We start from the raw sequence: 13,087 nt of genomic DNA on the forward strand, positions 1-13,087 counted from the left end.
TCGTGGAAACCCGATTCTCTCGGATTCCCAACGGGGAACCGCCGCCTTCAACCTTCAACTACGCCTGGGACATTGCCGGCAAAGGCCGAGAGCAGCTACTTTGCCTACGCCTTCGGGGTACTGTTCTCGGACGAAGATCTGCTCGGACGGGGCGCGCAGCGCATGGCCAGCACGGTGGAGTTGCGCAGCCGTCGGGACACCTTGCGTCTGTTCGAGGAAAACAAGCTGGCCTACCGCGAGACCCCTCTAGGCGGCTGCGTGTCGACGGAAGCCTGCAAAACCGATCCTCTGGAGCCCATCCCGTACCACTGCCTGGAGACCAACTGCGTGAGTCAAGTGATCTTCGGCAAGCGACTCGAACACGTCATCAAGTTCCAAGAAGTGGCCGTGGCCACCTTAGAGAGGGACGAAGCAGGCAGTGTTGAGCATCGGCTGGAAGCTCGCCATCTCGAAGTGCTTCTTAAGGCAAATGAACGTCTGCGGAAGGGAGAGCGTTAATGGCTGCTAAGAGCCAAGTCGACAAGTATCTCCAAGCCCTCGAACGGCTCAAGGCCCGCGGGGCGCTCATCAATAACGATTCGGTGGCCAAAGAAGCCGGCTCAGGCAAGGGCAGCATCAAGAAATCAAGGCCAGGCTACGCGACGCTCATCGCCGCGATCGAGCAAGCCGCACTTGAACAAAAGCAAGTCAAAGCGGCAGCCGATCCCACTCCGCTGTTGCGGCAGCAACTTGCGACGTTGCAGCAACGGCTCGACAGCGCCCTAGAACGAGAAGTGTGTCTGCTCAACGAGGTGTATCACCTCAGAGAGGAGGTCCGCCAGCTCATGCTAGGCAGATTGACCGTCGTGCCCAACGCGACCCGCTGACCAAGTGCCACACTGATTGGTTACTCACCGACGGCGTGGCGTATGTCACGCAAGCGACGCGGAACGATGACGCAAGTTAGCGGCGCCCGACAATGGACACATCGCCCCCTTCAATACGGTCAAGTGTCCACAAACTGGAAACCTTGATGGACGAATGCCGAACGCTAAGTCGTTGATTCCGCTCGTGGCGGATGTGTCCACAGTCCGGCGAAGCGCCGAATAGGCGCGTATGTTTACCAATTTCATCACCCCGGCAGGGGTCGCAATCGCGCGTGGTCGCGAATTCTACCATCGCTCGCGGGAGCCCCCAAGAACGCCCGCCGCCGCATTCATCCCCAAGTCACAAAGCTTGCCGATAATCCGCTCACGAAAACGATTACAGCGGACCGCAAACCGATGACGCCGACGATCAAGGATGTCGCCGCCCACGCAGGCTTTTCCATCGCCACGGTATCGCGCGCGATCAACGCGCCGCACACCGTGAACCCCATCACGCTCGACAAGGTACGTCAGTCGATCGACGCGCTGAAGTTCCGCCCGAGCCCGCTCGGCCGGCAATTGCGCGGCGAGCGCACGCGCCTGATCGGCGTCGTGCTGCCGACGCTCGCGAACCCGGTGTTCGCGGAATGCCTGCAAGGCATCGACGATCTCGCGTCGGCGCAAGGCTATCGGCTGATGCTGATGACCACGCAGTACGACGTGGACCGCGAACGTCACGCAATCGAAACGCTGCGCGAGCATCGCGTCGAAGGGCTGATCCTGACCGTCGCCGATGCCGACACCCATCCGCTGCTCGACGAACTCGACCGCGACGGCCTGCTCTACGTGCTGATGCACAACGACACGGTGCGGCGCCCGTCGGTGTCGGTCGACAATCGCCTCGCCGCCTACGACGGCGTGCGCCGGCTGATCGCCCACGGCCATCGCCGCATCCTGATGCTGGCCGGCTCGTTCGCCGCGTCGGATCGCGCGCGTCAGCGGCATCTCGGCTACACGCAGGCGATGCAGCAGGCCGGACTCACGGCCGCGCCCGCGCTCGAAGTCGATTTCAACGCCGACGAACTGGCGCCGTCCGTGCTCGCGCATCTGACGCACGGCGCCAACCGTCCGACCGCCCTCTTCTGCAGCAACGATCTGCTCGCGATGGTCGTGATGCGCGGCCTGCGTCGCGCGCGTCTGAAGATTCCGCAGGACATGTCGATTCTCGGCTTCGACGGCCTCGCCATGAGCGAACTGCTGTCGCCGGCGCTCGCGAGCATCCGCGCGCCGAATCGCGAGATCGGCTGCGCGGCGTGGCAGCGTCTGCTCGCCCGCATCGGCGGCACGCGCGACGAGCGCGCCTTCCCCGCCACCTCGCTCGCGTTGACCTTGCCGCACAGCGTGCGCGAAGGCGCGACGATCGCGGCGCTCGGCTCGCAGACGAATCCCGACGAAGCGTCGCTCACTCATGGGCTGAGCGCCGCGGCAGCCACGCAACAGCCGTTCGTATAAGAAGTGCAGCAAGGCAAGCGCATCCGCACGCCCAACTGTCGTCACAAACTCGCGCAACACATCCAACCGCAACCACGTTATGGGCTCGGAGTCAGTGCCAATGCACCGACTCCGATCGACACAGGAGATCCGCAGTGACCCGCTCACCCTCACGCTTCGCGTCCTCGCTCAAACCGCTCTGGCGGAAACTGTCGCGCGCCGCCGCGACCGCACTGCCGGCGAGCCTGCTCGTCGCGGGCGCGGCGCTCGTCACGCTCGCACCGCAAGCCGCGCGCGCCGACGAAACCGCGATCTGCTACAACTGCCCGCCCGAATGGGCCGACTGGGCGAGCCAGATCAAGGCGATCCAGCAAAAGACCGGCATTCGCGTGCCGTTCGACAACAAGAACTCGGGCCAATCGATCGCACAACTGATGGCCGAGCAGAAGAGCCCGGTCGCCGACGTCGTCTATCTCGGCGTGTCGTCGGCGTTCCAGGCCAAGGACAAGGGCGTGATCCAGCCGTACCGGCCCGCGCACTGGGACGACATTCCCGCCGGCCTGAAAGACCCGCAAGGCTACTGGTTCACGATCCACTCGGGCACGCTCGGCTTCTTCGTCAACAAGGACGCGCTCGAAGGCAAACCGGTGCCGCGCTCGTGGGCCGATCTGCTGAAGCCCGAATACAAAGGCATGATCGGCTACCTCGATCCGTCGAGCGCGTTCGTCGGCTATGCGGGCGCGGTCGCGGTCAACCAGGCGCTCGGCGGCACGCTCGACAACTTCGAGCCGGGCCTCGACTGGTTCAGGAAGCTCAAGGCCAACGCGCCGATCGTACCGAAGCAGACCGCGTATGCGCGCGTGCTGTCCGGCGAAATTCCGATCCTGCTCGACTACGACTTCGACGCGTATCGCGCGAAGTACAAGGATCACGCGAACGTCGAGTTCGTGATTCCGAAGGAAGGCACGATTTCGGTGCCGTACGTGATGAGCCTCGTGAAGGGCGCGCCGCATGAAGCGAACGGCAAGAAGGTGCTCGATTTCGTGCTATCCGACGAAGGCCAGAAGCTGTGGGCGCAGGCGTATCTGCGGCCGGTGCGCGCGAGCGCGATGAGCGCGGAGACCGCCGCCCAGTTCCTGCCCGCGAGCGAATACGCGCGTGCGAAACCGGTCGACTTCGCGAAGATGGCCGAGAAGCAGTCGAGCTTCGGCGAGCGCTATCTGCAGGTGATGCATTGAACGACGTCACGTTCCCGCTGCGCTGGCGCATCGCGTTGCTCGCGCCGGCACTCGCGGTGTTCATCGCGTTCTGGCTGCTGCCGATGGGCGCGCTCGCGCAACTCTCCGGCGGCGGCCACGCATTCGCGACCTATCGCGCGATGCTGACCAATCCGCGCTATATGTCGAGCCTCGGCGCGACCGTCGTGCTGTCGGCGGCGGTCACGGCGGCCACGCTGGTGCTGTCGGTGATCGCGGGGCTGCTGCTCGCGCGCCGCGAATTCGCGGGCAAGCGCACGCTGCTCGCGCTGCTGACGTTTCCGCTGGCGTTTCCGGGTGTCGTCGTGGGCTTCATGGTCATCATGCTCGCCGGACGGCAGGGGCTGATCGGCGCGCTGTCGCTGAAACTCGCGGGCGATCGCTGGGTGTTCGCCTATTCGATGAGCGGTCTCTTTCTCGGCTACCTGTACTTCTCGATTCCGCGTGTGATCGTCACCGTGATGGCATCCGCGAGCAAGCTCGATGCGTCGCTCGAAGAGGCCGCGCGCTCGCTCGGCGCATCGCCGTGGCGCATCATGCGCGACATCGTGCTGCCGGCGCTGTCGCCCGGACTGATCGCGGCGGGCGCCGTGTGCTTCGCGACCGCGATGGGCGCGTTCGGCACGGCGTTCACGCTCGCCACCGACATCGACGTGCTGCCGATGACCATCTATACCGAGTTCACGCTGAACGCGAACATGGTGACGGCTGCTGGCCTGTCGATCGTGCTCGGCTTCGTCACGTGGGCGGTGCTCGCGATCGCGCGCAGCGCGAGCGGCTCGGGCGTGGCGGCGAGCGCATGAACGGCCACGCGTCGCCCGAACCTCGCGTTCGCGAACAGAACGACACCCTCCCTATGCACTCGATCACCGCCCCTTCCCCCTCCTCGCAGCCGGTAGCGGGACCACGCGCGCGACGCGCGTGGCCTTCCACGCGAACATGGCTCGCCGCGGGTCAATGGTTCGTCACACTGCTGCTGTGCGCGTTCCTGATCGTGCCGGTCGTCATGTCGATCGTCGCGGGGCTGACGGTCAACTACTTCAAGGGCGTGTCGAGCGGACTCACCTTGCGCTGGCTCGTCGAAGTGTGGACCCAGTATCACGACTCGGTGTGGCTGTCGCTCGAAGTGGCCGCGGCGACGCTCGTCGTCACGCTCTTGACCGGCGTGCCCGCGGGCTACGTGCTCGCGCGCAGCAAGACCCGCTTCGCCCGCATCGTCGAGGAGTGTCTGGTGCTGCCGATCGCGCTGCCGGGCCTCGCGTCGGCGCTCGCGCTGCTGGTGATCTACGGCGGCTTCACCGCGTTCCGGATGAGCGCGGCGTTTATCGTCGTCGGGCATGTGGTGTTCACGCTGCCGTTCATGGTGCGCGCGGTCGCCGCGGTCTGCGCGAGCAGCGATCTGCGCACGCTCGAAGAAGGCGCGGCGAGCCTCGGCGCGAGCTTCTTCACGCGCTTCGTGACGATCGTGCTGCCGAACGCGCGCCCCGGCATCGTCGCGGGCGCGCTCGCTGTGCTGACACTGTCGATCGGCGAATTCAACCTGACCTGGATGCTGCACACGCCCGACACGAAGACGCTGCCGGTCGGCCTCGCCGATACCTACGCGTCGATGCGCATCGAGATCGGCAGCGCCTACACGATCCTGTTTTTCATCATGACGATGCCGCTGCTCGTCGCGATGCAATGGCTCGGCGTCGATGCGACCGGCCAGCGCAGCGCGTCGAAGCGGCGCGCCGTTTCTTCCGCGAAGCCCATCGACACGCCATGAAACTGACCTCGGTTCCCATCACGCTCACGCAGTGCGCCAAGACGTTTCGCGGCACGCGCGTGCTCGAACCGCTCGACCTGTCGATCGGCGCGGGCGAGACCCTCGTGCTGCTCGGACCGTCGGGCTGCGGCAAGACGACGACGCTGCGCCTGATCGCCGGGCTCGAAAGCCCCGACGCGGGCGGCCGCATCGCATTCGGCGACGACGACGTGACCACGCTGCCGATCGAAGAACGCGCGGTCGGCATGGTGTTTCAAAGCTACGCGCTGTTTCCGAATCTGAACGTGCGCGGCAACATCGGCTACGGTCTGAAGATCAAACGCGTGCCGGCCGCGGCCGCGCGACAACGCGTCGACGAACTGCTCGGCATGATGCGGCTCACCGCGCACGCGGACAAACCGATCGATCAGCTTTCCGGCGGCCAGCGTCAGCGGGTGGCACTCGCGCGCGCGCTCGCGGTGCAGCCGCGCGTGCTGCTGCTCGACGAACCGCTGACCGCGCTCGACGCGCGTCTGCGCGACGCGTTGCGCACCGAGATGAATGCGCTGTTGCGCGAGCTCGGCATCACGACCGTCTACGTGACGCACGATCAGGCCGAGGCGATGGAGCTCGGCGATCGGATCGTCGTGATGAGCGCGGGACGCATCGAGCAGATCGGCTCGCCGCGCGACATCTACTATCGTCCGGCCAATCGCACGGTCGCGCAGTTCGTCGGCACGATCAACCGTGTCGCGGGAGAGCCGCGCGACGGCATGCTGATGACGACCGGCGGTGCCGTGCCCCTACCCGCGCATGGGCCGAATGCGCACGGCGCGTATGAAATCTTCTTTCGCCCCGAGGACGCGCGGCTCACCGACCCCGCGCTCGCGCAGCTGCACGGCCAGATCGAAAGCACCGCGTTTCTCGGCGAACGCACGCGTTTGACGATTGGCGGCGCCGCGTCCGAGCCGCTCTTCATCGATGTCGCGGGCCGTATCGAGCTTGCGCGCGGCACGCCGGTCGGCATTTCGATCGAGCCGGACGCACTGATTGCGCTATCGTAGGTAAAAGCGGCGCCGCGGCCTGGCGCTCAACACGAAGAAACCCGAAGGACCTCTGTCATGCTGCTGGCTCAAATTAGCGACCTGCATATCAAGCAACCCGGCGGACTCGCGTATCGCCGCGTCGATACCGCCGCCTATCTCGCGCGCTGCGTCGATGCGCTCAACGCGCTGACGCCGCGCCCCGACGCGGTGCTGATGACCGGCGACCTCGTCGATCAGGGCGACCCGCAGCAGTACGCGCACCTGAAGACACTGCTCGCGCCGCTCGAGATTCCGTACTTTCTGATGGTCGGCAATCACGACGAGCGCAACGCGTTGCGCGCGGCGTTTCCCGAGCGCGACGAATTGCAGAGCGGCGGAGAGTTCGTGCAGTACGCCGTTGACGTCGGCCCGCTGCGCGTGATCGCGCTCGATTCGCTGGTGCCCGGTTCGAGCGCAGGCATGCTGTGCGACACGCGGCTCGCGTGGCTCGCGCAGCAACTCGATGCGGCGCGCGGCAGGCCGGTCGTGGTCGCGCTGCATCATCCGCCGTTCGTTTGCGGCATCGGACATATGGACGAGATGCGGCTCGACCAGACTGCATCGGACCGGCTCGCGGCGCTGATCGCCCAGCATCCTAATGTCGAGCGCGTGCTTTGCGGGCACGTGCATCGGTCGATGTTCGTGCGCTTCGGCGGCACGATCGCGAGCGCGATTCCGGCACCCGCGCACCAGGTGGCGCTCGATTTTCGCGAGGACGGACCGTCGGCGTTCGTGATGGAGCCGCCCGCGTACGCGCTGCATTACTACGATCCGGCGACGGGCATCGTCACGCATCATGCGTATGTCGAGCCCGCCGACGGCCCCTATCCGTTCTACAACGCTGGCGCGTTGATCGACTGATTTGATCGACTGAGTTGATCGACTGAACCGGTCGCCATACTTCGCCACATCCTGATACCGGACGCGCGGGCGCGCCTCGCGCCCCGGCGCTGCGAGTGGCAAGCCACGATTGCCGGCTTGCGTCCGCGCTAGCGCTCGCGCAGGCTGCCGCGGCCGTCAGCAGGAACCCCGCCGCTCCGGTATGATCGGCACGCTTGAGGACCGCGCATGGGCCGGTCCGTCAATCCGTCTCCGTCATGTCCACTTCCGACGCCTCCACTTCCACTTCCGCTTCCTCCGCCCGGTCGTTGCGCGGCCTGTTGCTGCTGCTCGCGACGATCGCCGGTGTCTCGGTCGCGAACATCTATTTCAACCAGCCGCTGCTCGACAACTTCCGCCAGTCGTTTCCGGGCAGCGCGTCATGGGTCGGCACGGTGCCGGCCGTTACGCAACTCGGCTACGCGGCCGGCATGCTGCTGCTCGCGCCGCTCGGCGACCGCTTCGACCGGCGCCTGTTGATCCTGCTGCAGATCGCAGGCATCTGCGTCGCGCTCGTCGTCGCGGCGTCGGCACCGACGCTCGCGGTGCTGGTCGTCGCGAGTCTCGCGATCGGCGTGCTCGCGACGATCGCGCAACAGGCCGTGCCGTTCGCGGCCGAACTCGCGCCGCCGTCCGAGCGCGGCCACGCGGTCGGCACCGTGATGAGCGGCCTGCTGCTCGGCATCCTGCTCGCGCGGACCGCGTCGGGCATCGTCGCCCAATACTTCGGCTGGCGCGCGGTGTTCGGCGCATCGGTCGTCGCGCTGCTCGCGCTCGCGGTCGTCATCATTCTGCGTCTGCCGAAGAGCCAGCCGACCTCGACGCTGCCGTACGGCAAGCTGCTCGTGTCGATGTGGCATCTGGTGACCGAGCATCGCGCGCTGCGCGAAGCATCGCTAACGGGTGCGGCGTTGTTCGCGGCGTTCAGCATTTTCTGGTCGGTGCTCGCGCTGCTGCTCGCGGGCGCACCGTTTCATCTCGGGCCGCAGGCGGCGGGGCTGTTCGGTATCGTCGGCGCGGCCGGTGCGCTGGCAGCGCCGCTCGCCGGCAAATTCGCCGACCGGCGTGGGCCGCGCGCGATCATCACCGTGTCGCTCGTGCTGGTCGTGATCGCGTTCCTGATCTTCGGCGCGTCGGCGAAGAGCATCGCGGGACTCGTGGTCGGCGTGATCATTCTCGACATCGGCGTGCAGGCCGCGCAGATTTCGAATCAGTCGCGCATCTACGCGTTGCAGCCCGATGCGCGCAGCCGCGTGAATACCGTGTTCATGGTCGCGTATTTCATCGGCGGGGCGCTGGGCTCGGGCGTCGGCGCGATCGTGTGGCCGGTGTTCGGCTGGATCGGCGTCACTATCGCGGGCATCGTGTTCGCCGGGCTCGGGGCGTGGAATCATTTGCGCTTGCCGGCGCGAGCTGGGCATTGAGCGAGCGCTTCGATGTTTGACTGATGACGGCGCTGCCCGGACGGCGTGCGTTCTTCAGAACTTGCAGCGAGCGTTCAAACGCCGCCGCTCCGCCCCGACGCATACTCATGCAGCGCATCCAGCACACGGTCGAACTCGAACGATTTGTCGTAAAAGTGCCGCACGCCGTACTGCTCGCAGCGCGCGCGATACGCGGGCAACGCGTGATTGGTCAGTACCGCCGCGAACATCGAATCGATCAGACCCTCGCGCTGCAGATAGGCGAGCACCGGTACGCCCGAGCCCTGCTTCAACTGCAGATCGACGATCACCGCGTCGAACGCTTCGTCGCCGAGCAGCGCGATCGCCTGATCGGCGGAATCGGCATAAGCGGCGACGCGCAGCAGGCCCGACGCGTCGATCGCCTCGACGAGGCTGCGGCGGATCAGCGGCGAATCCTCGATCAGCAGCACGCGCAACGGTGCTCGGCTGGCTGATTCGGTAGCAGGGTTCGGTTCGCTGTTCATCGGGATGTCTCGATCGTCCGTCATTCGATCAGGCCATTCTTGATCGCGTAATACGTGAGGTCCGCGTTGTTCGCGAGACGCATCTTCTCGAGCACCCGCGCGCGATACGTGCTCACCGTCTTGACCGACAGATGCAGTTCTTCGGCGATCTCGGTCGGCAACTGGCCGGCCGCGAGCTTGCAGAAGATCTGGAATTCACGCTCCGACAGCGCTTCGTGCGGACGCCCGGCGGCGGGCTTGTCGAGATTGTCGGCGAGCGTATCGGCGACCGCCTCCGACAGATAGCGATGCCCGCGCGCGACCGAGCGGATCGCGCGCACGATTTCCTCCGGCTCGCAGTCCTTGTTCAGATAGCCGTTCGCGCCCGCGCGCAGCAGGTTGATCGCGTACTGGCTCTCGGGATAGCCCGACAGGATCAGCACGCCCTGCTCGGGACGCACCTGCTTGATCACCCGCAACGTATCGATGCCGTTCTTGTCCGGCATCGCGATGTCGAGCAGCACGACGTCGAAAGCCTGCTCCCGCACGAGGCCGATCGCTTCCTCGCCGGTGGCGGCCTCGGCGGCGACGCACATGTCCGGCTCGTCGGCGACGAACTGTCTGAAACCACCTCGAACGATCGCATGATCGTCAGCTATCAGCACTCGAATCATCGGTTGGGTGTCCGTGCAAAGGGAATCGCTCCGAAGCCGACATTGTAATGACCCGGGGCCGCGCCTGAACGCGCAATGCGAAGGCGGCTTCGCGCCGCAGCCGCCGGCATTGCCGGGTTCACTCGCGCCCGCTTCTTCGTCGCTTCTTCGTCGCTTCTTCGTCGCTTCCCTGTCACTCTGGCGCGTTACTCACGCCCCGTCAGCAGATCCGCCATATCGTCGGCATGTTCTTCCTCGACCGCGAGAATTTCCTCGAACAGCCGGCGCGTGGTCACGTCCTTCTCGCCGAGATAGCGGACGATCTCCCGGTACGTGTCGATCGCGATGCGCTCCGCGACCAGGTTCTCGCGAATCATGTCGGTCAGATCGGTACCTTCCTTGTATTCCGAATGCGCGCGCGTCTTCAGGCCGTCCGGCGCGAAGTCCGGTTCGCCGCCAAGCTGCACGATGCGCTCGGCGATACGATCGGCGTGTTCCTGCTCCTCGGTGGCGTGCTGGGCGAATTCCGCCGCAACCGCTTCGGAATTGATGCCCTTCGCCATGAAGTGGTGGCGTTTGTAGCGCAGCGTGCAGACGATCTCGGTAGCGAGCGCGTCGTTGAGCAGCTTGAGCACCGTGTCGCGATTCGCGGCGTAGGTCTGCGTCACCGGACCGTCCGACATGTGCTTGCGCGCGTCCTCGCGGATCTTCTTGATGTCCATCACGAACGTGTCGCCAGATTGCTTCGTCATCGAACTTCTCCTTTATCCGGTATTGGGGGAATCGCGCATCGGCACGCATTGCGCCTGATGCGCGGAGGGTGGAACAACGTATACGTATTGCGTACTTCGCTGCCTGGCCCGTGTTGCGTTCATCCAGGCTCGCCCGGCTACGCTCGGAACACGCCGAGCAGCAACGTGACCACGAACACGACGAGGAAGATGTAGAACAGGATCTTCGCGATTTCGGCCGCGCCTGCCGCGATGCCCGTGAAGCCGAACACGGCCGCGATGATCGCAATCACGAAGAAGACGATCGCATAGTGAAGCATGGCATTTCTCCCTTTTGTTGGCCCTTGAATCGACTACGAGCGACTACCAGCAAACCGCTCGCCCGCTATGAAGGCGCGGCTTGACGCCGTTGCGACGGCCGCGCTAATCGATCATTTTCTTCGTCACGACGAAACCCAGCACGAGGAACACCACGCACAGCACGACGAAGACGAAGAACAGGAACTTCGCGATCGCCGCCGCGCCGGCCGCGATGCCGGTAAAGCCGAGAAGACCCGCAATCACCGCGACGACCGCGAAGAACAGTGCCCACTTCAACATGATGGCTTCCTCCGGAAACATTGAATGAACGATCGAGTCCATGCTATCGATGCGCGGGGCCGCACGCATTCCGACGCTCGCCGTTTTTCGTGTGAGAATCCGCTTACATTGGATTACGACGACGTTACGCCCGCGGCTTCGCACGATGCTGGAGTCGATGCCTGGGTCCGAGTCGATGCCCCCTTTCCGGAGCCGAAAGTGTCGAATCTGCAGAACCCGCCGGACCAACCGGGCGCGCGCGCCACGGCTCGGCTCGCCGACTGGATGCGCAATCGCAGTTGGGCGATCGCGATGACCGTGGCGATCGTGATCACGGTGGGCGGCCTCGTGATTCTGGAGACCGCGCGGCAGCGCATCACCGCCGAGTACGAAACCGCACTCGAAGCACGCGACGTCACCGTGCGACTGAGCACGCTCGCGAGCGACCTGTCGCGCCTTACGGCGCAGCAAAACCAGTTTCTTCTGACGAAGGACGACGCGACCGCCCACGCGTTCTGCGCGAGCGCCGCGCGCATCCGCGACACCACGCAGCAGCTGGAGCGCTTCTATCGCGGCGGCCGTGCGGACAGCGCGGAGCTCGCGAGCTTCACGCAGATTCTCGCGCTGATCGACGCGCGCATCGGCGCGGGCGCCGCCGCGATGCAGCACGCGGCGCCGCATCCGCTCGATCTCGGCGCATGCGGGCCCGCAAGCGACGTCAATCCGGCGGACGCGTCGTTGATCGACAGCACGCTCACGCTGCTGCGCGACAACGAGGAGCGTCGCGCGCAGCATGCGCTGGCCGCGAGCCGCGCCGATCAGCGGCTATCGACGCTGTGCGCGGCGGGTCTGTCGGCGCTCAATATCGTGCTGTTCATTCTGCTGTTTCGCAATCTCGGCATCCAGATCGACAGGCAGGCGCGCGCGCAGCGTCAGTTGGTCACGCAGCAGGAGGAGCTCGACCAGTTGGTGGGCGAGCGCACGCGCCAGCTCGAAGCGCTCGGCTGGCATCTGCAGGCGGTCAGCGAAAACGAAAAAACCCAGCTCGCGCGTGAGTTGCACGACGAGCTCGGCGCGATTTTGACCGCCTGCCGGATGGACGTCGCGTGGGCGCGCCGCAAGCTGAAGGACAGCGAGCCCGACATCGCCGACAAGCTGCAGCGCGCGCTCGCCAATCTCGACCAGGGCATCGCGTTGAAGCGGCGCATCATCGAGGACATGCGGCCGACCGTGCTCGCCAATTTCGGGCTCGTCACCGCGCTGCGCACGCTCGCCGACGAAGCCGCGCAGCGCAACAACTGGACGCTCGAGCTGCACCTGCCCGCCGACGACATCCAGCTCGACGAGCAGACCGAGATCGCGCTGTTTCGGGTCGCGCAGGAGTCGCTGACGAACGCCGCGAAGTACGCGCGGGCCTCGAAGGTCGGCATCGCGTTGCGGGTCGGCGACGGCGAGGTCGCGCTGCATATCGCGGACAACGGCGTCGGCATCATGCCCGCCGACCTGACGCGCACGCATACGCACGGCCTGCTCGGCATGCGCCAGCGCGTGGCCGCGCATGGCGGGCGCTTCGAGATCCGCCGCGGCGCGCAGAGCGGCACCGACATCGATGTCGTGATGCCAAGCGCGAGCACCGCGACGCCTTCGGTCGATCTGCCGCCGGCGTCGCCGGCCACGCCGTCGCAAAGCCCCGTCTGACAGGTACTCATCGCAGCCCCGCAAGCCTTTGTAGGAGTGCGCCGACGCAAACACCGGAGCACGCCTACAACAAAATCGCGGCGCGGCCGACAGCGCCGCCCCCGCCCTTTTTTTACCATGCAATCAGGCCGGTTCGAAACCGGATCGAGACCTCATCGACTGGCATGGCCCCGGTCGGACGACATCAACCGATGCATTCTCGACAAGGAGAACT

14 protein-coding genes and 1 pseudogene are annotated in these 13,087 nt (G+C 65.7%); 10 read left to right on the forward strand and 5 right to left on the reverse strand.

Going from position 1 to position 13,087, the window contains the following annotated elements; translation table 11 throughout:
• From EVC45_RS27110 to EVC45_RS27150, 9 genes and pseudogenes are all read left to right on the forward strand, one after another.
• Nucleotides 1-498 (forward strand): annotated as a pseudogene (locus tag EVC45_RS27110) (hypothetical protein); the annotation flags it as partial.
• Complete coding sequence (locus EVC45_RS27115; protein ID WP_129961296.1) at nt 498-866, forward strand: hypothetical protein; 369 nt, start codon at nt 498-500, stop codon at nt 864-866. The pseudogene EVC45_RS27110 and the gene EVC45_RS27115, both read left to right, overlap by 1 nt.
• Before the next feature lie 396 nt (nt 867-1,262).
• A complete protein-coding gene (locus tag EVC45_RS27120; RefSeq protein WP_129961297.1) occupies nt 1,263-2,357 on the forward strand; it encodes a substrate-binding domain-containing protein in 1,095 nt (364 codons plus the stop codon).
• Nucleotides 2,358-2,569: 212 nt separating this feature from the next.
• On the forward strand, nt 2,570-3,574 hold the full coding sequence (locus tag EVC45_RS27125; RefSeq protein ID WP_248295275.1) for an ABC transporter substrate-binding protein: 1,005 nt from the start codon (nt 2,570-2,572) through the stop codon (nt 3,572-3,574).
• On the forward strand, nt 3,571-4,395 hold the full coding sequence (locus EVC45_RS27130) for an ABC transporter permease (RefSeq protein WP_129961299.1): 825 nt from the start codon (nt 3,571-3,573) through the stop codon (nt 4,393-4,395). The genes EVC45_RS27125 and EVC45_RS27130 overlap by 4 nt, the downstream gene beginning before the upstream one ends.
• A gap of 53 nt (nt 4,396-4,448) precedes the next feature.
• Nucleotides 4,449-5,360: an ABC transporter permease gene (locus EVC45_RS27135; RefSeq protein ID WP_248295272.1), complete on the forward strand. Its 912-nt coding sequence runs from the start codon at nt 4,449-4,451 to the stop codon at nt 5,358-5,360.
• Entirely contained in the window at nt 5,357-6,403 is a 1,047-nt protein-coding gene (locus EVC45_RS27140) for an ABC transporter ATP-binding protein (RefSeq protein WP_129961300.1), read from the forward strand. Before EVC45_RS27135 ends, EVC45_RS27140 begins: the two co-directional genes overlap by 4 nt.
• 57 nt (nt 6,404-6,460) lie before the next feature.
• Nucleotides 6,461-7,285, forward strand: a complete 825-nt coding sequence (locus tag EVC45_RS27145) for a phosphodiesterase (RefSeq protein WP_129961301.1) — start codon at nt 6,461-6,463, stop codon at nt 7,283-7,285.
• Nucleotides 7,286-7,521: 236 nt separating this feature from the next.
• A complete protein-coding gene (locus EVC45_RS27150) occupies nt 7,522-8,727 on the forward strand; it encodes an MFS transporter (protein ID WP_129961302.1) in 1,206 nt (401 codons plus the stop codon).
• 74 nt (nt 8,728-8,801) lie between these two features.
• Here the strand turns inward: EVC45_RS27150 and EVC45_RS27155 are convergent, their stop codons facing one another.
• From EVC45_RS27155 to EVC45_RS27175, 5 genes are all read right to left on the reverse strand, one after another.
• Entirely contained in the window at nt 8,802-9,233 is a 432-nt protein-coding gene (locus tag EVC45_RS27155) for a response regulator (protein WP_129961303.1), read from the reverse strand.
• Nucleotides 9,234-9,253: 20 nt separating this feature from the next.
• Nucleotides 9,254-9,886: a response regulator transcription factor gene (locus EVC45_RS27160; RefSeq protein ID WP_013089872.1), complete on the reverse strand. Its 633-nt coding sequence runs from the start codon at nt 9,884-9,886 to the stop codon at nt 9,254-9,256.
• 185 nt (nt 9,887-10,071) lie between these two features.
• The gene (locus tag EVC45_RS27165) at nt 10,072-10,617 is read right to left on the reverse strand and encodes a bacterioferritin (RefSeq protein WP_129961304.1); all 546 of its coding nucleotides are present in this window, start codon (nt 10,615-10,617) and stop codon (nt 10,072-10,074) included.
• A 137-nt stretch (nt 10,618-10,754) separates the two neighbouring features.
• The gene (locus tag EVC45_RS27170) at nt 10,755-10,916 is read right to left on the reverse strand and encodes a DUF1328 domain-containing protein (protein ID WP_129961305.1); all 162 of its coding nucleotides are present in this window, start codon (nt 10,914-10,916) and stop codon (nt 10,755-10,757) included.
• 103 nt (nt 10,917-11,019) lie between these two features.
• Nucleotides 11,020-11,196, reverse strand: coding sequence for a DUF1328 family protein (locus tag EVC45_RS27175; RefSeq protein ID WP_129961306.1), 177 nt, complete (start codon nt 11,194-11,196; stop codon nt 11,020-11,022).
• Between the two features lie 198 nt (nt 11,197-11,394).
• Between EVC45_RS27175 and EVC45_RS27180 the strand changes: the two genes are divergently transcribed.
• Complete coding sequence (locus EVC45_RS27180; protein WP_248295273.1) at nt 11,395-12,873, forward strand: sensor histidine kinase; 1,479 nt, start codon at nt 11,395-11,397, stop codon at nt 12,871-12,873.
• The last annotated feature ends 214 nt before the right edge of the window (nt 12,874-13,087 follow it).

This window comes from Paraburkholderia sp. UYCP14C, from assembly GCF_004197395.1.
Lineage (GTDB): Bacteria > Pseudomonadota > Gammaproteobacteria > Burkholderiales > Burkholderiaceae > Paraburkholderia.

What these genes read in the sequence shown, in the direction of transcription:
- EVC45_RS27115 (WP_129961296.1), top strand. Translation starts at nt 498, where the DNA reads ATGGCTGCTAAGAGCCAAGTCGACAAGTATCTCCAAGCCCTCGAACGG.
- EVC45_RS27120 (WP_129961297.1), top strand. Translation starts at nt 1,263, where the DNA reads ATGACGCCGACGATCAAGGATGTCGCCGCCCACGCAGGCTTTTCCATC.
- EVC45_RS27135 (WP_248295272.1), top strand. Translation starts at nt 4,449, where the DNA reads ATGCACTCGATCACCGCCCCTTCCCCCTCCTCGCAGCCGGTAGCGGGA.
- EVC45_RS27140 (WP_129961300.1), top strand. Translation starts at nt 5,357, where the DNA reads ATGAAACTGACCTCGGTTCCCATCACGCTCACGCAGTGCGCCAAGACG.
- EVC45_RS27145 (WP_129961301.1), top strand. Translation starts at nt 6,461, where the DNA reads ATGCTGCTGGCTCAAATTAGCGACCTGCATATCAAGCAACCCGGCGGA.
- EVC45_RS27150 (WP_129961302.1), top strand. Translation starts at nt 7,522, where the DNA reads ATGTCCACTTCCGACGCCTCCACTTCCACTTCCGCTTCCTCCGCCCGG.
- EVC45_RS27155 (WP_129961303.1), bottom strand. Translation starts at nt 9,233, where the DNA reads ATGAACAGCGAACCGAACCCTGCTACCGAATCAGCCAGCCGAGCACCG.
- EVC45_RS27160 (WP_013089872.1), bottom strand. Translation starts at nt 9,886, where the DNA reads ATGATTCGAGTGCTGATAGCTGACGATCATGCGATCGTTCGAGGTGGT.
- EVC45_RS27165 (WP_129961304.1), bottom strand. Translation starts at nt 10,617, where the DNA reads ATGACGAAGCAATCTGGCGACACGTTCGTGATGGACATCAAGAAGATC.
- EVC45_RS27170 (WP_129961305.1), bottom strand. Translation starts at nt 10,916, where the DNA reads ATGCTTCACTATGCGATCGTCTTCTTCGTGATTGCGATCATCGCGGCC.
- EVC45_RS27175 (WP_129961306.1), bottom strand. Translation starts at nt 11,196, where the DNA reads ATGTTGAAGTGGGCACTGTTCTTCGCGGTCGTCGCGGTGATTGCGGGT.